This is a genomic window from Bordetella genomosp. 1 (assembly GCF_002261335.1).
GTDB lineage: Bacteria > Pseudomonadota > Gammaproteobacteria > Burkholderiales > Burkholderiaceae_B > Bordetella.
In genome coordinates this window covers 288,460-308,034 of the sequence record NZ_NEVL01000005.1, presented here as the reverse complement: position 1 = coordinate 308,034, position 19,575 = coordinate 288,460, and the positions used below count along the sequence as shown (strand labels likewise).

At 70.7% G+C, this 19,575-nt stretch carries 18 protein-coding genes; 8 read left to right on the top strand and 10 right to left on the bottom strand.

The genetic code is table 11. From position 1 onward, the window contains the following. Together CEG14_RS22120 and CEG14_RS22115 are read left to right on the top strand one after the other, a co-directional pair. Positions 1-880, top strand: an 880-nt coding sequence (locus CEG14_RS22120; protein WP_143277262.1) for an autotransporter outer membrane beta-barrel domain-containing protein, incomplete at its 5' end; no start/stop codon positions are given. 121 nt (positions 881-1,001) lie between these two features. Further along, positions 1,002-1,631, top strand: coding sequence for a hypothetical protein (locus CEG14_RS22115; RefSeq protein ID WP_094828552.1), 630 nt, complete (start codon positions 1,002-1,004; stop codon positions 1,629-1,631). 10 nt (positions 1,632-1,641) lie between these two features. Here the strand turns inward: CEG14_RS22115 and CEG14_RS22110 are convergent, their stop codons facing one another. Further along, entirely contained in the window at positions 1,642-2,145 is a 504-nt protein-coding gene (locus CEG14_RS22110; protein WP_094828551.1) for a hypothetical protein, read from the bottom strand. Positions 2,146-2,395: 250 nt separating this feature from the next. Between CEG14_RS22110 and CEG14_RS22105 the strand changes: the two genes are divergently transcribed. Then, positions 2,396-2,995, top strand: a complete 600-nt coding sequence (locus tag CEG14_RS22105) for a nitroreductase family protein (RefSeq protein WP_094828550.1) — start codon at positions 2,396-2,398, stop codon at positions 2,993-2,995. A 73-nt stretch (positions 2,996-3,068) separates the two neighbouring features. Here the strand turns inward: CEG14_RS22105 and CEG14_RS22100 are convergent, their stop codons facing one another. After that, positions 3,069-4,220 (bottom strand): glycosyltransferase, encoded by a 1,152-nt coding sequence (locus CEG14_RS22100; RefSeq protein ID WP_094828549.1) that lies wholly within the window; start codon positions 4,218-4,220, stop codon positions 3,069-3,071. Between the two features lie 384 nt (positions 4,221-4,604). Between CEG14_RS22100 and CEG14_RS22095 the strand changes: the two genes are divergently transcribed. Continuing rightward, positions 4,605-6,185, top strand: a complete 1,581-nt coding sequence (locus CEG14_RS22095; protein ID WP_143277261.1) for a Na/Pi symporter — start codon at positions 4,605-4,607, stop codon at positions 6,183-6,185. Between the two features lie 25 nt (positions 6,186-6,210). Here the strand turns inward: CEG14_RS22095 and CEG14_RS22090 are convergent, their stop codons facing one another. The 3 genes from CEG14_RS22090 to CEG14_RS22080 all read right to left on the bottom strand — a co-directional run bounded on the left by CEG14_RS22090 (position 6,211) and on the right by CEG14_RS22080 (position 9,603). Next, entirely contained in the window at positions 6,211-7,212 is a 1,002-nt protein-coding gene (locus CEG14_RS22090; RefSeq protein WP_094828547.1) for an ABC transporter substrate-binding protein, read from the bottom strand. Between the two features lie 221 nt (positions 7,213-7,433). Continuing rightward, complete coding sequence (yghU, locus tag CEG14_RS22085; RefSeq protein WP_094828546.1) at positions 7,434-8,312, bottom strand: glutathione-dependent disulfide-bond oxidoreductase; 879 nt, start codon at positions 8,310-8,312, stop codon at positions 7,434-7,436. A 109-nt stretch (positions 8,313-8,421) separates the two neighbouring features. After that, positions 8,422-9,603, bottom strand: coding sequence for a hypothetical protein (locus tag CEG14_RS22080; RefSeq protein WP_094828545.1), 1,182 nt, complete (start codon positions 9,601-9,603; stop codon positions 8,422-8,424). A 298-nt stretch (positions 9,604-9,901) separates the two neighbouring features. Here CEG14_RS22080 and CEG14_RS22075 point away from each other — a divergent pair, with 298 nt between their 5' ends. Continuing rightward, entirely contained in the window at positions 9,902-10,999 is a 1,098-nt protein-coding gene (locus CEG14_RS22075) for a branched-chain amino acid aminotransferase (protein WP_094828544.1), read from the top strand. Between the two features lie 75 nt (positions 11,000-11,074). On the opposite strand, the gene CEG14_RS22070 is transcribed toward CEG14_RS22075, so the two are convergent. From CEG14_RS22070 to CEG14_RS22060, 3 genes are all read right to left on the bottom strand, one after another. Then, positions 11,075-12,208 carry an HPP family protein gene (locus CEG14_RS22070; protein WP_256985903.1) on the bottom strand — a complete coding sequence of 378 codons (1,134 nt, stop codon included), beginning with the start codon at positions 12,206-12,208 and terminating at the stop codon, positions 11,075-11,077. A 105-nt stretch (positions 12,209-12,313) separates the two neighbouring features. Next, entirely contained in the window at positions 12,314-12,502 is a 189-nt protein-coding gene (locus CEG14_RS22065; RefSeq protein WP_094828543.1) for a YqaE/Pmp3 family membrane protein, read from the bottom strand. Between the two features lie 52 nt (positions 12,503-12,554). Next, on the bottom strand, positions 12,555-13,556 hold the full coding sequence (locus tag CEG14_RS22060) for a helix-turn-helix transcriptional regulator (RefSeq protein WP_256985902.1): 1,002 nt from the start codon (positions 13,554-13,556) through the stop codon (positions 12,555-12,557). 111 nt (positions 13,557-13,667) lie between these two features. Here CEG14_RS22060 and CEG14_RS22055 point away from each other — a divergent pair, with 111 nt between their 5' ends. The 3 genes from CEG14_RS22055 to CEG14_RS22050 are packed head-to-tail and all read left to right on the top strand — an operon-like array spanning position 13,668 to position 18,164. Further along, complete coding sequence (locus CEG14_RS22055; protein WP_094828542.1) at positions 13,668-15,749, top strand: TonB-dependent receptor; 2,082 nt, start codon at positions 13,668-13,670, stop codon at positions 15,747-15,749. Then, the gene (locus CEG14_RS26705) at positions 15,733-16,977 is read left to right on the top strand and encodes an MFS transporter (RefSeq protein WP_143277260.1); all 1,245 of its coding nucleotides are present in this window, start codon (positions 15,733-15,735) and stop codon (positions 16,975-16,977) included. The genes CEG14_RS22055 and CEG14_RS26705 overlap by 17 nt, the downstream gene beginning before the upstream one ends. Further along, on the top strand, positions 16,974-18,164 hold the full coding sequence (locus CEG14_RS22050; RefSeq protein WP_143277259.1) for an FAD-dependent monooxygenase: 1,191 nt from the start codon (positions 16,974-16,976) through the stop codon (positions 18,162-18,164). The genes CEG14_RS26705 and CEG14_RS22050 overlap by 4 nt, the downstream gene beginning before the upstream one ends. A 10-nt stretch (positions 18,165-18,174) precedes the next feature. Here the strand turns inward: CEG14_RS22050 and CEG14_RS22045 are convergent, their stop codons facing one another. Together CEG14_RS22045 and CEG14_RS22040 are read right to left on the bottom strand one after the other, a co-directional pair. Continuing rightward, entirely contained in the window at positions 18,175-18,633 is a 459-nt protein-coding gene (locus tag CEG14_RS22045) for a GNAT family N-acetyltransferase (RefSeq protein ID WP_094828540.1), read from the bottom strand. A gap of 145 nt (positions 18,634-18,778) precedes the next feature. Beyond that, entirely contained in the window at positions 18,779-19,468 is a 690-nt protein-coding gene (locus CEG14_RS22040) for an alpha/beta hydrolase (protein ID WP_094828539.1), read from the bottom strand. Positions 19,469-19,575: the final 107 nt, after the last annotated feature.

The window sequence follows — 19,575 nt, the reverse complement described above, 5'->3', positions numbered from 1 at the left end:
CAACTCGGGCGTGTCGACCGGCGAGCGCGATCTGCAGCCGGGCGTGTGGGGCCAGTACTTCGGCGGCCGTGCGCGCCAGGGCGAGCGCGGCGACGTGGCCGGCTTCCATGCGCGCTTCGGCGGCATGCTGGTGGGCGCGGATGCGCAGGTGAGCGACAACTGGCGTGCCGGCGGCATGTTCAGCTACGCCCACACCAACGTCACCAACGACCAGGACAACGACGGCAGCTCGGCCAAGGTCGACGCCTACGGCCTGACCGCGTATGCCGGCTACGACGGCCGTCCGTGGTACGTCAACATGATGACCGGCGTGGTGCGCCAGCGCTACAAGAGCGAGCGCGACATCAGCTACACCGGCTTCTCGGGCAACGCCTCGGGCAAGTACGACGGCACGCAGTACGTGGCCTCGGTGCTGGCCGGCTACCCGATCGCGCTGGGCCAGCGCACCACGCTGACCCCGCTGGCCGGCCTGAGCTACAGCCACCTGCATCAGGAGGGCTACACCGAGAGCGGCGGCAACGGCGCCGGCCTGAAGGTGGGCTCGACCAGCGCGGATTCGGTCAAGAGCGACCTGGGCCTGAAGCTGGAGCACGTGTTCGACACCTCGTACGGCGCGCTCACGCCCAACATGCAGCTGCGCTGGCGCCATGAGTTCGTCGATTCGCGCGTGCGCACGGCGGCGAGCTTCGCGGCCGACCCGACCGGCTCGACCAGCTTCACCTCGCTCGGCGCCACGCCGATCAAGGACACCGGCGTGCTGGTGCTGGGCGCCACGCTGGCGACCCGCAAGAACCTCACCATCGGCCTGAACTACACGCTGGAAGCGGCGAGCGGCTACACGTCGCAGACCGGCGACCTGCGCGTGCGCTACGCATTCTGATCCCGTTCTGCCCGGGCGGGGCCGTGCCCCCGCCGAACGATGGCCCGCCGCGTGCGGGCCATTTCATTGGGCGCGCGGCGGTCTGTTATGGTTGTGCCCAGTCCAGCAGGAGGTCTTGCGCATGTCGCAGCGTTTCGAATCCGGTATCGGCGTCAGGGTGTACACGCGGCCCATGCAGTGGGTCGTGCCGGTCGCCATGCTCGGCTGCGGTTTCGTGTTTTTCGCGCTGGCCAGCCTGACCACGCCGCCGCGCATCCTGGTGGCGGTCGCCGGTGCGCTGGCCTGGCTGATCGTGCTGCCGCTGGCGGCGCACCGACTGTTTCCGACCCGCGACGTGGCCACGCTGACGCCCGACGGGCTGCAGTTCGCGCGGCGCGGCCAGGTGCCGTTCGCGCAGATCCGCGAGTGGCAGTTCGAAGATTATCTGAAGCTCAAGCGGCCCGGCCGGCTGACCCTGCTGGTGATTCCCGCGGACCGTCCCGAGCGCGCCTGGCTGCAGCGCGCCTTTCCGCAGGCGCTGGCGGCGTGGCAAACGCGCCAGCCCGAGGGCGCCGCGCCGATCCTGCACACGCGTTTCTATGGCTCGGCGCTGGCGCGCGGCTGCGGCCTGGCGATCATGCTGGCCAGCGCGGCGCTGGCCTGGATGCTGCCGGGCGGCGCCGACTTCCGCTATTACCAGTATGGGCTGCTGGCCTCGGGGCTCGCGGTCGGCGCCGTGCTGCTGCTCGGCGGCCGCCCGCAGGCCGCCTGATCGGCGCGGTTCAGCGCGGCGCGAACCGCGCGGCGAAGCTTGGCGTCACGCCGTAGCGCACCTTGGCGTAGCCGGCCAGGGTGAGATAGACCGTCCACAAGGTGGCCGCCAGCATCGAGGCCATGAGCGTGCCGGGGGTGCTCGCCTGCAGCACTTCCGAGGCCGACAGGTCATCGAACGCCAGCATCATCGTGAGCAGCGCCACGCCGCCGATGGGCCCCCCGCCCCAGATGGCGATGTACATCAGCTTGAGGGTGCCGGGCCGGCGCGCCATGAAGAGCAGCACGCCGCCGAGGATGTTGAGCACGCACAGCGCGGCCAGCAGGTAGATCGCGGCATCGCGCAGCATGTGGGGCGGCGAGCCGTCGTCGAGCACGTCGAACAGGCGGTTGCCGTAGAGGATGTCCATGACGGGGCGCAGGCAAAGCAGTTGCAGCCCCAGCATCACGATCGGGGTATTGAGTGCGCCCGGGTCGTCTTCGTCCTGGGAAAGCGGGGGCGTGGCGGCCGTCATGGCGGGGTCCTGTATTGCATCTTGCCGGTGCTTCTGTAGCGGGTGCTGCGTTTTGGCTGTCGCCACCGTCTTTACGGCGCGCCGCGCGGGGTTCTTAATGCCGCGACCGCGCAATCGTTGCATGCGTGGAACGAGCTGTTCCGGATCCCGTACCTCAAATAGTGCCGCGCGGGGATGGCCGGCAGCCGGTCGGCCTCGTAGAATGCCAACACCGTTTCCGTCTACCTATCAGTCGAAAGGTATTTACGCCATGAGCAATGCATACATCGACGCGCTGAAGCAGCGCCGTACCCAATACGCCCTGGGCCGCAACGTCTCGCAGTCCAAGGAAGCGCTGACCGCGCTGATCCAGGAAGCGATCAAGCACAGCCCCTCGTCGTTCAACTCGCAAAGCTCACGCGCGCTGGTGCTGTTCGGCGCCGAAAGCGTGAAGCTCTGGGACCTGGCCATCGAGGAAGTGCGCAAGGTCGCCCCGGCCGAAGGCTTCGAGAAGACCGAAGCCAAGCTCAAGAGCTTCGCCGCCGGCGTGGGCACCGTGCTGTTCTTCGAAGACCAGGACGTCGTGCGCGGCCTGCAGGAGAAGTTCGCGCTGTACGCCGACAACTTCCCGGTGTGGTCGGAGCAGTCGGGCGGCATGGCCCAGCTGTCGGTCTGGTCGGCGCTGGCCAACGAGAACGTCGGCGCCAGCCTGCAGCACTACAACCCGCTGATCGACGCCGCCGTGGCGCGCGAGTGGAACATTCCCGCTTCGTGGAAGCTGCGCGCCCAGATGCCCTTCGGCTCGAACGAAGCCCCGTTCGGCGAGAAGGCCTTCATGAGCGACGCGGAACGCTTCCGCACCGCCGGCTGATCGCGCCCGCCGCGACGCCCAAGCAAAAACCGCCGCGTCCTGCGGCGGTTTTTGCTTTTGGGGCGCTGCGCGCTCAGGTCAGGCGTTCGAGCTGGCGCCGCGCCGTGCGCGGTTCGACGGCCGCGCGGTATACCTGCGCCGTGCTTTCCAGGAACGGGCGCAGCCCGAACGACGCCAGGCTCTTCTTGCGCGCGGCCTGGCCCATGGCGGCGAGATCGTGCGCGCCGGTGGCGATCTCGTGCAACAGCGAGGCCAGCGCCTGCGGCCCCGCGGGCGGCACCACCCAGCCGTCGCGGCCCGCATCGATGTTCTCGGGCAGGCCGGCGTAGTTGCTGACGATGACCGGCTTGCCCATGGCCATCATTTCGCGGCAGGCAAACGAAATCGTCTCGACCCGGGTCGACAGCACGAAGCCCAGGTCCAGCGACGAAATGAACGGGCGCACATCCTTGAGCGAGCCCACGTGCACGATGCGGTCTTCCATGCCGAGCGCCTGCAGCTCGGCGCGCTGCGCGCGGCTGAACGGCTCGCCCGCCATCGCGATCACGTAGCGGTCGGCCACCGCGGCGGGCAAGAGCGCCACCGCGCGCACCACGTCGAGCCAGGATTTGTAGGAGGCGGTGCCGGCATTGCTGCCGATCACGAGGCGGCCCTGCGCGCGCTCGCCCAGCAGCGCGCGTCGATGGTGGGCCGCGACCGGCGCTTCGAGCGGGCTGAAGTAGGCGGTGTCCACGCCGTTGAAGACGGTGGTGATGCCGCAGGCGCGATAGGGGCTCTGCCAGACCTGGGTCTCGACGTGCTTGCAGACCGCGATCACGTGGTCGGTGGCCAGGCGGGCACGCAGGCGCGAGGACATGCGCGAGATCGGGATGGTGTTGTGCTTGGTCAGCACGATGCGCGGCCGGCGCTTGAGAAACAGCGAGGCCAGCGCGACCAGGCGGTGGTCGGCCGAACCGTTCACGTGCACCAGGTCGAACTCCTCGGCCTTCATCAGCGCGCGCAGCGTGCGCAGCGCGGCCGGCACGCGGTAGACCCGCGAAGGGAAGTCCTGGGCGTGGGCCGCCACGCCCGGCATGGCGCTGGCGAGCGCGTGCAGCGCGCTTCCGCCCGGCGCCGCGATGGTGATGCGGTGACGCGCCGACAGGCCGGCGGCCAGACGCGACACGTAGGTCGTGTGGCCGCCGATGTCGGGTCCGGCGTGGAAGTTGGTGTAGAGAATCTTCATGCGCTCGCCTCTTTTGGCAAGGTGCCCGGGCCCCGCGTGGCCGGCACGGCGTCCGCGCACTGGCCACGGACGCCGTCACACCTTGTTGTGAACGGATCGATCCCGACGCAGGCCCGCGTGCCGCCGCTGCACTGCGATGGTGCGCGTTACGCGGCGGGGCCCTCACACGGGAAAGACAGCGGTCACAGGCGCGCAGCCTCGCCCCGGCGTGGCGGAATCACTTTCAATCTATCCAACCGTACATGTCGATTCGCTGTCATAGCGCTGACAGAGTGTCAGCAGGTGTGTCGAGGCGGCACGGCCGCGGCGGGCTCCCGACACGCTGACACGCGGCTGCAATGCGGCGTGGGCAATATCGGAAAATTTTTCGACGCCGCCCTCACGATGATCACGCTTGCGGAACTCCTCTCTGGCCTGGGACTGCTGTTCATCGGCCTGCGGCTGCTCGGCCAGCATCTGCGGCAGGCGGCCGGCATGCGCATGCGGCGTGCGCTGCGCGCTGCCACGGCGTCGCGCTGGAGCGGGCTGCTGGCCGGCGCGATGGCGGGTGCCCTGGCGCAATCGAGCAATGCGGTCACGCTGATCACCGCCAACCTGGTGCAGGGGCGCGTCATGTCGCTGGCCCAGGCCGCGCCCGTGGTGGCCGGCGCCAACGCCGGCACTGCGGCGCTGGTGTTCCTGGCCACGCTGGACCTGCGGCTGGTGGTGCTCTACATGGTGGCGGCCGCCGGCCTGTCGCTGCATTTCAAGCTCGACCGCCACGCCGCGCGGCGCGACTGGATCTGGGCCGGCCTCGGCCTGGCGCTGCTCTTCATGGGCCTGGACCTGATCAAGCATGCGCCTTCCGGCCTGAGTGCCGACGACTGGCGCGCGCTGCTGGGCCAGGGCCTGAGCCTGCCGGTCGCGGCGCTGCTCGGCGCGGTGATGGCGCTGGTCACGCAGTCGGCGTCGGCCGCGTCGATCCTGGCGGTGGCGGCGTTGCACGGCGGCTTCATCGGGTTCGACGCGGCGTTCTGGATCATGACCGGCGCCAACGTCGGCAGCGGCGTGGCCGTGCTGCTGTCGGGCAGCGGCCTGCGCGGCAGCGGCCGGCGCCTGTGCCTGATCCACGTGATGGTCAAGCTGGGCGGCAGCGCGATCGTGGCGCCGGCCTGGCTGCTGGGCGCGCGCGGCATCGATGCCGCCGCGGCGGGCGCGCCCCTGCTGCTGGCGCTGTTGTTCCTGGCCATGCAGGTGGCGGGCGCCTTGCCGCTCACGCTCTGGCGCGAACGCGCGGTGGCGCTGGCCGGGCGGTTCACGCCCGACGATCCCGTGGAGCTGGCGAGCCAGCCGCATTACATCTACGACCGCGCGGTGGAGGATCCGCTCAACGCGCTGGTGCTGGCCGCGCTGGAGCGCGACCGGCTGGTGCGCCGGCTGCCTGCGCTATTGCCCGACCTGGACTCGGCCCTGGCCCCGGCCCCGGCGCCGCAACGCCGCGCCGAGCTCGAAGGCGCCCGCAGCATCGTGCTGCAGACCGAGGCCTTCCTGGTGTCGCTCATGAGCCGCAGCCCCGCGCGCGCCGTGCTCGACCAGGCGCTGCACGCGCAGTCGCAGCTGGAAAACCTGCGCGCGCTGCTCGATACGGTCGAAGGCTTCGCCCGCATCGTCGATGCGCGCGGCGCGCATCCGACGCTGCTGTTCAATCTGTCAGAGGCCTTGCGCACGCTCGCCGGCCTGCTGGCCGACACGGCGGGCGAGGGCGGCCCCGACGCGGACGACCTGGACACGCTGATCCGCATCAGCGGCGATCGCGGCGAGCTGCTGGAGCGCATGCGGCGCCAGGTGGCGGCCTCCGATGCCCACGACGAGGCGGCGATGCGCGACCTGCTCGCGGCCACCCGCCTGTTCGAGCGCGCGGTCTGGCTGATCGGGCGCATGGCGATCGCGCGACGCGAGCGCGAGGCGTTGCCGCAAGCCGTCTAGGCCCCTGGCCTCGGGCGCGCGCGCCTCAGTCCAGCTTCTGGCGCACGCGCTCGGCCACTTCGGAGGGCACCCACTTGGTCCAGATCTCGGGGTGCTGTTCGAGGAAATAGCGCGAGGCTTCCTCGATCTCGAGCTTCTCGCGCGCCATGTGGCCCAGCGTCGCGGTCAGCACGTCTTCCGGCACCTGCACCTTGGACAGGAAGGTCACCAGCTTGGGTGCGCGCTGCGCGAAGTCGGTGTTGACCGCGGTGACCACCGGGTAGGCGGCCAGGCCGGTGGGTCGGGGATCGGCGCAGTCCGGGTCCATGATGCAGGCCAGCGCCTTGTCATCGACCGGCGGCAGCTTCAGCTTGACCAGGTCCAGCGAGCCCACCAGCGAGGTCGGCGTCCAGTAGTAGAAGACGATGTCTTTCTTGCGCTTGAAGGCGGCCGTGATGGCGGCGCGCTGCGCGGCCGCGTTGCCTGGCGAATACACCAGATACTCGTCCTGCAGCTCGAAGGCCTTGAGCAGGTTGGCGTTGATGGTGCCGCAGGTCCAGCCCGCGGCGCAGCCATAGATGCGGCCGCGGCCGGGGTCCTCGTCGTCGACGAAGGATTCGTGCAGGCCCTTCAGGTCCGTGGCGGCCTTGAGCTGGGGGAATTTCTCGGCGGTGTAGCGCGGCACGTACCAGCCGTCGGTGCCCTCGAACACCGTGCCCACCGGCTTGACCTTGCCCGCGGCGATGGCGCGGTCCCAGGGCTCCTGTATCTGCGTGATCCAGATTTCGGAATTGATGTCCACGTCGCCGCGCTGCAGGGCGGCGAACATCGGCAGCGTGTCGCCCTGCTCGACCTGGGTCTTGCAGCCGTAGCCGTGCTCGACGATGTAGCGCTCCACGTTCACCAGCATCAGATTCGATTCCCAGTTCATGCCACCGAATTTGACCGGCCTGTCCAGTTCGCATGCCGGGGCGGCGGCGTGTGCGTTCAGACTCAGCGAGGCGCCTGCGATCAGGCTTGCGGCGCCAATCATTTTCTTGATGTGCATGCGTCGAATCATCGATCTGTATCCCTGTTTTCCGTGGCAAAAAAGGGCTCAATGATAGCAAGTGTTCCGATCGCGTCCGCTTCGTCTGCGTATTTGGTTGCATAAGCAACTAAATTGCGCTTGATCCTTGCGGCCGCCCGGGCCTGCGCGCGGCCATGGAAAACGGCACCCCGAGGGGTGCCGTCGCGGGTGCGGCGCGCCTGCGCCGGCGGTCCGGGCGATCAGGCCTGGGCGGCGAGCTTGTCCTGCGTGCGGGTGTCGAAATCGCTGGCGTCGTGGCGCTCGTGCAACTGCTGCGAGGGATCGCCGCGCAGGCGGTTCACCATCAGCCCGCGCTTGACCGCGGGCCGCGCCGCGATGGCATCGGCCCAGCGATGCAGGTTGCGGTACTCGTGCGCCGACAGGAAGGTGGCCGCGTCGTAGACCCAACCCTTGATCAGGCCGGCATACCAGGGGAACACGGCGATGTCGGCGATGGTGTAGGTGTCGCCGGCGAGGAAGGGCTGTTCGGCGAGACGGCGGTCGAGCACGTCGAGCTGGCGCTTGGCCTCCATCGTGAAGCGGTCGATCGCGTATTCGATCTTGACCGGCGCATAGGCGTAGAAGTGGCCGAAGCCGCCACCCACGTAGGGCGCGCTGCCCATCTGCCAGAACAGCCACGACAGCAGCTCGGCGCGGCCGGCGGGGTCGGTGGGCAAGAACGCGCCGAACTTCTCGGCCAGGTGCAGCAGGATGGCGCCGGACTCGAATACACGGATTGGCTGGGGACCGGAACGGTCGACCAGCGCGGGGATCTTGGAGTTGGGATTGACGTCGACGAAGCCGCTGCCGAACTGGTCGCCCTCGCCGATGCGGATCAGCCAGGCGTCGTACTCGGCGCCGGTGTGGCCCGCGGCGAGCAGCTCTTCCAGCATGATCGTGACCTTCTGGCCGTTGGGCGTGCCGAGCGAATAGAGCTGCAGCGGATGCTTGCCCACCGGCAGCGCCTTCTCGTGCGTGGCGCCGGCCACGGGGCGGTTCAGGCGCGCGGCCGCGCTCGAGGTGGCGGCGGGATTGCCGGGCTGCCAGACTTCGGGCGGGGTGTAGTCGTTGCTGGACATCGGTACTCCTGGAAGATCGGTTGACCCTGCAAGGGTAACGCGTCGATCGGTGCCTGCCGCGAAAGACCGCAACGCGAATCGGGTTGCGGTCGTGCGTGCGGTGAGCGGCTCAGCGCCGGTCCTTGTTGGGCTTCTGCCCCGGTGCGACCAGCGCGCCCTTGAGGCAGCCATAGGCGAGGCCGGCGATCAGCAGCAGGATGAGCGTCTGCACCAGAAAGGTGACGCAGAACCAGATCGGCTCCTCGGAGAAATGGATGATCGAGCGGGAGTAGCTCGGCCGGCTGGCCGAATACGACAGCCGGCCCGAGAACAGCGCGCTGAGCAGCGCCAGGGCGTTGTTCAGCGTGAGCACGGCGAAGAACACGCCGAGCACGCCGATGAAGACGCGTACCGGCATCGAGATGGCCGGCCATTTGCTGTCGGCGGGCCCGGCCGTCTCGACGTCATCGCGCGCCGACGCGAGCGGTGGCCGCGACTGCCAGCCACCGGCCTGTGCCGGCTCCTGGCGGGCGCCGCGCTTGCGGCCGCGCCGGCCCTTGCTGCGCCTGCGCCCGGGCGCTCCGGCGGGCGTGTCCGCGTCGGCGGGTGCGGATACCGATGCCGATACCGAAGGCGGGGCGGCCGACGCGGCGGCCGGGTCCGGGCGGCGCGCGCGCCCGGCACGCTCGTGCTCGGCCATCAGGCGGTCCCAGGTCTGTTCGTCCGTGATGGGCTCGCCCCAGCCGCGGCCGAGAAAGGCCGCGATGGCCGCGAGAAAGGCCTGCACGGAGGGCGAGTGCTGCCGCATCGACACCGCCGACAGGCCGATCGGATGGGCGCGTCCGTCCTCGCCGACGATGACCGGGGAGAGCGTCGGGACGTGCGATTGCGTGTACGCGCGCAGGTGCATGCCGCGCAACCGCGCCAGCGGGATCGGATCGGAATGGCGGTAGCGCAGGCCGAACACGTTGCGCGTCTCGAGCCAGGCTTCCTGGCGCGAGCGCGAGAACACCCAGGCCTCGCGCGCCGGCCAGTAGATCAGCCCGGCGGGGCCGGCCGCGGCCAGCATCAGCATGCACAGGCCCACCAGCAGTTGCGTGATGCCGTTGTCGCGCGCGAGCTTGCCGAGGATGTCGTCGCCTTCGTAGATGAAGACGCCGGTGAGCACCATGAGCATGCCGCACACCAGCAGCAGCACGAACACCAGCGGAAACTGGCGCGCGCGCAGACGCAGCGTGTCGGGGTCGCGCGTGTCGATGTCGAACCCGATCAGGCGGCCGACGCGGGTGACCGTGCCGGGGGCCGCGCTCATTGCGATTGCCAGGGTCTGGCGTCGGCGGCCTCGCGTTCGAGCGCCTTCCGCGGCTTGCCGGGCGGGGTCAGTTCCATGTCGATCTCACGTGGGTGTCCGGAGGGGCGATCTTACCAAGTCGATTTGCGCCTTTCGGCGTGCTGAATCCGGCGATTGCGCCGCGCGGGAAAGGCCGCCAGGCGTTAAGCTCTCGCCTATGGCGCACCTGCCGCCCCGGAACGTTGCGCTCCGGCACGGCCCGCCCACCGGTTTTTACCGCCGGCCGTCCGGCCGCGGCTCGACATTCCAGGGAGCAGACATGAGCGAGTCTTCGCGTATTTCCTTTGCCATCACCCCCCACACGGCCCCGGTCGCCGCCGACGAGCGCACGCGCCGCCTGCAGGATCCCGGCTTCGGCCGCCTGTTCACCGACCACATGGCAACCATCCGCTACTCGGAAGCCAAGGGCTGGCACGACGCGCGCATCGAACCGCGCGCCGACCTGCAGCTCAATCCCTCGACCCTGGTGCTGCACTACGCCCAGGAGATCTTCGAGGGCCTGAAGGCCTACCGCCTGCCCGATGGTTCGGCCACGCTGTTCCGCCCCGATGCCAACGCGCGCCGCTTCCGCAACTCCGCCCGCCGCCTGGCCATGGCCGAGCTGCCCGAGGAGCTCTTCATCGAGGCGGTCGAGCAGCTGGTGCGTATCGACCAGGACTGGATTCCGTCGGCCGAGGGCGCCTCGCTGTACCTGCGTCCGTTCATGATCAGCACTGAAGTCGCGCTGGGCACCAAGCCCTCCACCGACTACCTGTTCTGCGTGATCGCCTCGCCCGTGGGCGCCTATTTCAAGAGCGGCGCCGGCGCGGTCAAGATCTGGGTCTCCGACAACTACACCCGCGCCGCGCCGGGCGGCACGGGCGACGCCAAGTGCGGCGGCAACTACGCCGCCAGCCTGCTGGCGCAGGCCGAAGGCCAGAAGGAAGGCTGCGAGCAGGTGGTGTTCCTCGACGCGGTCGAGCGCCGCTGGATCGAGGAGCTGGGCGGCATGAACGTGTTCTTCGTGTTCGCCGACGGCTCGATCCAGACCCCGCCGCTCACCGGCACCATCCTGCCCGGCATCACGCGCGATTCGCTGATCAACCTGGCGCGCGGCCTGGGCATCACCGTGCGCGAAGAGCCCTATTCGATCGACCAATGGCAGGCCGATGCCAAGAGCGGCCGCCTCACCGAGGCCTTCGCCTGCGGCACCGCCGCCGTGGTCACGCCGATCGGCGAGGTCAAGGGTCGCAAGCACGGCTTCACGATGGGCCAGGGCCAGGCCGGCCCGGTCACCGAACGCCTGAAGGCCGCGCTGATCGACATCCAGCGCGGCCGCGCCGCCGATCCGCACAACTGGCTGCGCAAGCTCAAGTGATACTGGCTTGCTGATTCCCGCAAGCAGCAAAAGGCCCGCGCAAGCGGGCCTTTTGCTTTGGGGCGCGGGCCGCGTTCAGGCGGCGAGCCGGTTCGGATGCGGCGTGGTGTCGGCCGCGAGCGCGATCTGGTAGAGCGCGCCCACGAGGTCCGATTGCGTGACCAGGCCCACGACGTGGCCCTGCGCATCGAGCACCGGCACGCAGTGCAGGCCGTCGGCCATCGGGCGCGCGAGCTCCACGATGGGCAGGTCGGGCGTGGCGAACGGCACTTCCGAGCGCAGGCAGTCGCGCACCAGCGCGGGCGTGGCGGGGTTGAGGGTGCGTGCCTGGCGCGCGAGCAGGTCGCGTTCGGCCATCATGCCGAGGTAGTGGCCCTCGCCGTCGCGCACCGGCAGGGCCTGCAATCGATGCAGGCGCAACAATTGCGCCGCGTGGTCCAGCGTGTCTTCGGGCGCCACCGCGATCACGTCGCGCGACATGATGTCGGCGCAGCGCACCTCGCCGAAACGGCGTACCGCCGCGCGGCCCTCGGCGGCCATCACGATCGATTCCAGGTCTTCGCGGCTGATGTCGAGCAGCTCGCCGCGTTCGCCCAGCGCCGCTTCCAGGTCGGCGCTGGTGAAGCCCAGCCGGCTGCTGGCGGCGGGGTCGCGCGTGCCATGCTGCGCCGGGGCCTCGGCCGGGCGGCGCGGATAGTTGCGGCGCAGGACGCCGTTGAACACCACGCCGATGCAGACCAGGATCAGCGAGTTGAGCGCGACCGGCCACAGCACGAAGCCGTAGCCCAGCTGCGTGACCGCCGAGCCGCCGAGCACGGCGGTCAGCGCGACCGCGCCGCCGGGCGGGTGCAGGCAGCGCAGCGCGAACATGGCGGCAATGGCGCTGGCGCAGGCCACGGCGGCGGCCAGGCCCGGCGTGGGAATGAGCAGTGCGCAGGTCACGCCCATCACGGCGGACACGACGTTGCCGCCCAGGATCGACCAGGGCTGCGCCAGGGGGCTGGCGGGGGCGGCGAACAGCAGGACGGACGAGGCGCCCATGGGGGCGATGAACCAGGGGCTGGCCACACCCAGGGTGTGGCGGCCGATCCATTCGGTCACGAACAGGCCGAGCAGGGCGCCGAGCGAGCCGTAGCACTTTTCTCGGGCGTTGGCGCCGACGGGCACGGGCGCGAAAGCCGCGAGCCAGTGCTTCAGTGGAATGCGCAAGAGGAGTCTCCTCGCGGCCAGAAGCAGGAATCACGGGCCGCGCGGAGCGAAAATTTAGCACAGCGCTCATCGCTCACGGCGACGAGCCGATGCGCAGGCGTGGGCTCAGCGGCCCAGCGCCTTGGAGATCTTCTTGTCGGTGTTGTACTGGCTGAGCGAATACACGGCCCAGATGGCCGCCGGAATCCAGCCGATCAGCGTGATCTGCAGGATCAGGCAGAACAGGCCGGCAAAGGGGCGGCCGATGGTGAAGAACACGAGCGGGGGCAACAGCAGGGCAATCAACAGACGCATGGGGCTTACCAATAGCTGAATAACACAGCAACAGTGTAGCGGCTGTGCCGCGTCATGCACGTTTCGCCTTGTCAGCAGCGGTGGCCGGATCTGGCGGCGTGCCCTGGGCGCTGCGGGCCCAGCGGCTCGGCGCCACGCCCTTGACCCGGCGGAACATCTTGCTGAAGTGGCTCAGGTTGGAGAAGCCGATCGCCAGCGCGGTGGCGGTGACCGGCTGGCCGCCCTCGAGCAGCTTGGCGGCCGCCTCCAGCCGCACCTCCAGCAGATAGGCGTGCACGGTGCGGCCCGCGACCGCGCGAAAGCCCGCCTTCAGCCGCTTCTCGCCCAGACCCACAGTCTGGGCCAGCCGGCGCACGCTCCAGTCTTCGTCGTAGCGGGTTTCGATCAGGTCGCGGGCGCGCGCCAGCAGACGCCGTTCGCGCGGATCGATCGCCGGACCCGCACCGGTGTTGAGCATGTCCAGCACCACCGCCAGCGTCTCGAGCGCCTTGGCGCGCAGGTAGAGCCGGCGCGCGGCGGCGTCTTCGTAGCGGCATTCGATCACGTCGGTCGCGATGCGCAGCAGCGCCGGCGGTGCGCGAAAGCCCGCCATCAGCGAGCCCGCTTCGGGCACGCTGCGGTCCTGCAGAAAGTCGCCCTGCAATGCGGCCAGCGGGCGTCCGCCCGCGCGCAGCAGGCCGGCCGGCGTGTAGCGGATGTCGATCAGCCGGACCGGCTTTCCGCCCGGCATCTGGAAGTGGCCGCGCACCCAGCGGTCGCCGGTCTGGATCACCGCCATGCCGGATTCGGCCACGAGCGGCGGGCCGCCGTCGATCACCATGCTGGCCGTGCCTTCGAGAAACACCGCGATGCACAGCATCGGCGGCCCCTCGGCGCGCACGTCGAGCGCCTGCGAAGGGACGCCGTCCCAGGCCGTGATCGTGAGCTCGTCTTCATAGCTCTCGACCCGCACCATGTCGGCCCACGAGGCGGGGAGGCTGACGGCCGGCAGCAGCGGATGGGACTGGCCCGCGAGCGCCTGGGGGGCGCGGGCGGCGGTGGTGGCGGTGTGCAAGGTCTACCCCGAAAACGACAACTCGGCCCGGAAAGCGTTAGCCGGGTGACGAGTTGATAACAATAATTCTTATTTGCAATTCTAAGCGAATCCTTTCCTCCCCGAGGTCCTATGACTTACCCCCAAGCCCTGCGCGCCGCCGTGCTCGCGATGCTGGCGCTCGGCGCCGGCCAGGCCGCCGCCCAGGAGGCGGCCGCGCCCGCCGAACTGCCGGCCATCACGGTCAGCGCCTCCAAGCGCGACCAGGCGCTCGACAGCGTCAACGGCGCCGTGCGCGTCGTGTCCGACAGCGAACTGGCGGCGCGGCAGGTCGAGAACACGATGCAACTGGGCCGCGTGCTGCCCGGCGTCCAGATGGCGCAGAGCGGCTCGCTGCTGTTTCCCGTGATCTCGGTGCGCGGCATCACCTCGGCGCAGGATTTCTTCAACCCGGCGCTGACCGTCTACGTGGATGGCGTGCCGCAGCTGCCGACCTTCGCCGCGCAGCAGCTGGTCGATGTGGAACGGGTCGAGCTGCTCAAGGGCCCGCAGTCCACGCTGTACGGCAAGAGCGCGCTGGGCGGCGTGCTCAACATCGTCTCGCACGTGCCCGGCGACGAGGTGCGCGTGAGCGCGGGTGCCGGCGTGTCGAGCCGCGACGGCTATATCCTGCGCGCGGGCGCCAGCGGTCCGCTGGTCCAGGACCTGCTCTACGGCAGCATCAGCGGCGTCACCACCGACGCGCCCGGCCGGCTCGAGAACCCCGTCACCGGCAAGGATGGCGTGGGCGGCTACAGCGCCAACGCGGGCGCGGCGCGGCTGCGGCTCGCGCCCAAGGGCTCGCCGTGGGAGATCGGCCTGGCCGTCAGTGGCGAATGCACGCGCGCCAGCCAGGACAGCTATGTTCCGTTCGACGACATCCACAGCCGCGAGGCCTACGTGCAGCCCGGCTTCCCGGCCGACGAGGCCGACTTCCGGCAGCGCCGTTGCGGCACCAGCCAGGCCCTGACCGCGCAATACGATTTCAGCGGCTGGCGCGTCTCGGCGATGGCCGCCTGGCAGCGCCTGCACTACAGCCGCGAGTATCCCATCGGCCCGTACTTCACGCAGCAGCCGGAACACTGGCGCCAGCAGGTGCAGGAAATCCGCCTGGCCTCCACCGGCGTGAACACGGTCGACAGCGTGTTCGGTCTGTACCGCCAGCGCGTGGTGCAGTCGCGCGACTACATCAACGACCTGGTCGCGCCGATGGCGATCCGCGCGCTCGACACCGGTTCGCGCAACACCACCGAATCGCTGGCCGCCTTCGCCGACCTGACCTGGCACGCCACCGAGCGCCTGGATCTGGGCGCCGGCGTGCGCTGGTCGCGCGACAAGGCCACCACCGACTTCGCCGGCAGCACGCTGAACTTCGCCACCTTCGGCTACGACGACTTCGGCGGACAGAGCAGCACCCGGGGCGACACGGTGCTGGGGCGCGTGTCGGCCGGCTATCGCTTCGACGATGCGTGGCGCGCCTATGCCAACGTGTCGCAGGGCTACAAGCCCGCCGGCTACAACCTCGCGCCCACCTCGGCCGGCGACGCCGAGGCCTATGGCCGCGAGAAGGCCATCAGCTACGAGGTCGGCACGCGCTACCAGGGCGACACGCTGCGCGGCGGGCTGGCGCTCTATCGCATCGACGTGCGCGATGCCCAGCTCTACGTGAGCGACCAGATCGGCTATCAGCATCTGGAGAACGTCGGCAAGACGCGCTCCATCGGCATCGAGTTCGACGCGCGCTGGGACGTGACGGCGCAATGGACGCTGGGCCTGGACGCGAGCTGGAACCGTGCCCGCTTCCGCTCGCTCAGCGCGGCGGCGTGCGCCGACTGCGGCTCGCCGCGCGTGCCGTTCTCGCCGTCGTACACGGTGCAGCTCAGCGCCGAGGGCACGTATGGATCGCCGATCGGACAGTGGCGCCCGCGCGTGGCGGTGCGGCGCATCGGCTCGCAGTATTTCGACGTGGCCAACAACCTGCGCCAGGATGCCTACACCCTGGTGGACGCCGGCATCACGTACTCGCCGCGCACCGGGCTGGACATCACCGCCTACGTCAACAACCTGACCGACAAGCGCTATCGCACCTATGCCTTCGCCGGCGGCGTGCTGGGCGACTATGCCCAGGTCGACGCGGGCCGCACGGTGGGGCTGAACGTTGCCTACCGCTATTGACCGGCAGCCCGCCGCGCGCGTGCTGGCCGCGATCGGCGGCGTGTACGCGGCGCAGGGCGTGGTCGGCGGCATCACGTTGCAAGGCATGCCGGCGGTGCTGCGCGACAGCGGCGCGCCGCTGGGCCAGGTCGGCCTGATGTCGCTCGCCATCCTGCCGTGGGCGCTGAAGTTCCTGTGGGCGCCGGCGCTCGAGCGCTGGCGCCTGCCGGCCGATGGCGGCCCGCGCCGCTCGCGGCTGATCGTGGTGCTGGGCCAGGCGCTGATGATCGCGCTGCTGCTCGCGCTGGCCGCGGCGGGCCAGCCACCTGCGGCGCCGCTGCTGCTGGCCCTGGGCCTGCTGGCGCTGCTGGCCGCAAGCGTGGACATCGCCTGCGATGCCCATGCGGTCGAACAGCTTGCGCCGCATAGCCGTGGCTGGGGTAACGCCGCGCAGGTGGGCGGCAGCTATCTCGGCATGTACGCGGGGGCGGGGCTGTTCGTGGTGCTGCTCGGCACGCACGGCTGGCGCGTGGCGCTCGTCGCGCTGTCGGCCTTGCTGTGCGTGCTCACGCTGCCGTTCCTGCTCGGCGGCAGGCCGGCGCCGGCGCCACGGCCGGGCGCGGCGGTGCGACCGAGCCTGGCCGCGGCCTGGGCCCGGTCCGCGGTGCGCATGGGGCTGGTGCTGACCGTGGTGTTCCAGCTTGGGTCGCGGCTCGCGCTCGGCATGACCGGCCCGTTCTTGCTCGACCGTGGCGTGAGCCTGGCCGACGTGGGCTGGTTCAACGGCGTGGGCGGCGTCAGCGCGGGCCTGGTGGGCACCGCGCTCGGCGCCCTCATCGTGCGCCGCGCAGGTGCGCGCCGTGCGCTCGTCCAATGCCTGGTGCTGCAATCGCTCGGGCTGGTGCTGTTCTGCGCGCTGGCGCTGGCCGGCCCGGCGGTGGCCACGGCCTGGCTGCTGGCGGCCGCCGTGGTGAAGGGCGGGCTGGCCGCGGCCGGCTTCGTGGCGCTTTACGCCTGGCTGATGGGCCACGCCTCCCCGACGCAGGCCGGCGTGGATTTCACGCTGTTCCAGTGCGCCGACGCCGCGACCGCGGCGCTGGCCGGCGTGGCCGCCGGCGCGCTGGCGCAATCCCTGGGTTATGGCGCCTGCTTCGGGCTGGCCGCGGCGTGCGCCGCGTTCGCCGTGGCGGTGGTCGCGCGGATCGCGCGCCGCATGGCGTCTCTCACGTTTTCTGGAGAACACAATTGACCAAGCAAGCTCCCCTGGCCGTGATCGCGGGGGCCGGCGTGGCCGGGCTGGCCTGCGCCTGGTGGCTCACCGGCGCCGGCTGGCGCGTGGTGCTGGCCGAACGCGCGCCGCACCTGCGCGACGGCGGCTACATGATGGGCCTGTCGGGCCCGGGCCTGTACACGGTGCGCAAAATGGGGCTGGTGCCGGCGCTGCGCGAGGTGGAACGCGAGATCGGCGAAAACGTCTATCGCGACCGCAAGGGGCGCGAGATCCTGCGGCTGCGCTATCGCGACCTGCTGGCGCAGATCGACTGGATCACGCTGCGGCGTACCGACCTGGTGCGCGTGCTGCACGAGGCCGTGCGGGACCGTTGCGAACTGCGGCTCTCATGTACCGTGGCCGACGCGGTGCAGGACGCGCAGGGCGTGGACGTGACGCTTTCCGACGGCACGGCCCTGCGCGCCGAGCTGCTGATCGGCGCCGATGGCGTGCGCTCGGCGCTGCGCGACCGGGTGTTCGGCGCGGCGAGCGCCGCGGCCGGCGCCGATCCGCGCCTGGAGCCGCTGGGCTATCGCTATGCCGCCTACGAGGTCGACAACGCCGCCGGCCTGGCGCGCGACTTCGTGTCGTATGCGACGGTCGGGCACCAGGTGGAGTACCACGGGCTGGGCGATGGCCGCATGGCCGCGCTGCACGTGTGGCGCAGCGTCGAGTCGGGGGCGGTGCCGGCGCCGCAGCGCCGCGCCATGCTGGAAGCGCTGGCGGCGGGCACGCATCCGGAGGTGGCACGCAACCTGGCGCGCCTGCCCGCCGATGCGCCCATCGTGATGGACGACCTGGCCATGGTGGACATGCCGCGCTGGCACGCTGGCCGCATCCTGCTCGCGGGGGATGCCGCGCACAGCCTGTCGCTGATCTCGGGGCAGGGCGCCGGCATGGCGCTGGCCTCGGCCGCGGTGCTGGCGCAGACGCTGGCGCAGGCGCCACTGGCGCAGGCATTGCAGGCGCACGACGCGCGCCTGCGGCCCATCATCGCGCGGCTGCAGACGCGCAGCCGCCAGCTCGCGCCGGTCTACGTGCCGGCCTCGGCGTGGAGCTTCGCGTTGCGCAATGCGGCGATGCGCTGGCTGCCGCAGGTGCTGCTCAAGCGGTACTTCCTGAGCGGGCTGAAGTCGGAGCACGAAGCGGCCCAGGCGCTCGCCTGAGCCGCGGCGTTCAGAGATCGATGCGCAGGCGCGGACCGATCTCGCGGAAGCCCGACTTCACATAGAAGGCGTGGGAGCGCTGCCACTTGGGCTGCGGCGGCGCGCCCACTTCCAGCATGCTCCAGCCGCGCCGGCGGCCGAACTCGGCGGCCGCGTCGAGCAGCAGCTGGGCGTGGCCGGTGCTGCGGTGCTCGGGCTGGATGTAGAGCTCGGTGATCAGGCCGTAGACGCCCTTGGCGTAGAACGCGGCGCTTTCGGTCAGCATGATCAGGCCGACCGGATGGCGCGCATCGGTGTCGTGCAGCATGAAGCCGAAGACGCGGTCGCGCATGGCCAGGATGGCGCGCGCCTGGGCCCGCGTGAATTCGTGCGGCGTGTCGGGGGGATTGCCCCGCAGTTCATTGAAAAGCGCGCCGACGCAGGCGCTGACGGTATCGGCGTCTGTGGGACCGACCGGACGGACGAACATGAGGCTGCCCTGCGAGTGTGGCCCCGCGCGAGGCGGCGGGGTGACACTGCATGATACGGCACCCGGGACGCGCAAAAGGCGGGTGTCGCGCGGTTGAGACAATCGAAAACCCGGGGGCGGCGCGTTGACCGCCCGGGCCCTGCGCTCAGGCGGGGGGCAGCGCGCGCGCCGCGTGGGCTCGCACCAGGCCGATCAGCGTCTCCAGCGCGCCGCTGAAGAAATGGTCGGTGCCGGGCACCACCACGACCGGGTGGCGCGTCGGCCGGGCCCAGTCCATCAGCGGCGCGAGCGGCGCCTGGGCGTCGGCCTCGCCGTGGATCAGCAGCACGTCGGCCGGCAGCGTCGGCGTGTCGTAGCTGCGTTCGGCCGGCACCTCGCCCACCGGCAGGCCGGCCAGCGCCGTGCAGGCCGGGCTGGCGCCCGCATCGGCCAGGGCGCGCGCGGTGCGCGCCGCCACGTAGGCGCCGAACGAGAACCCCACCAGCGCCAGCGGCAGGGCGGCGGCCTCGGCGCGCAGCGCCGCGATCAGCGCGAGCAGGTCGGCGCTCTCGCCCTCGCCGTGATCGTAGGTTCCGGCGCTGGCGCCGACGCCGCGAAAGGCCGGGCGATACACCAGCCAGCCGTCGTCGCGCAGCGCATGAGCGAGCCGGTGCGGAATCTTGTGGCGCGGGCTGCCGCCCAGGAGCGGCTGCGGATGGGTGACGATGGCCAGGCCGCGCGGCGCGCCCGCGGGCGCATCGCGCAGCAGTTCGATATGGCCGGCCGGGCCGGCAAGGCCGAGCGTGTCGGTCTTGCCGGGCGCGAGCGCGGTGGTCAGGCCGGTCGGGGTATTCATGCTGCAACCACTCCAGAAGCGCGCCACACGGCGCCGCCACAGCTTAACCCCGCTGCGCGCGCCGCTGCGCACGCCGTTGCACGCGCCGTTGCACGAACAAAAGGCCC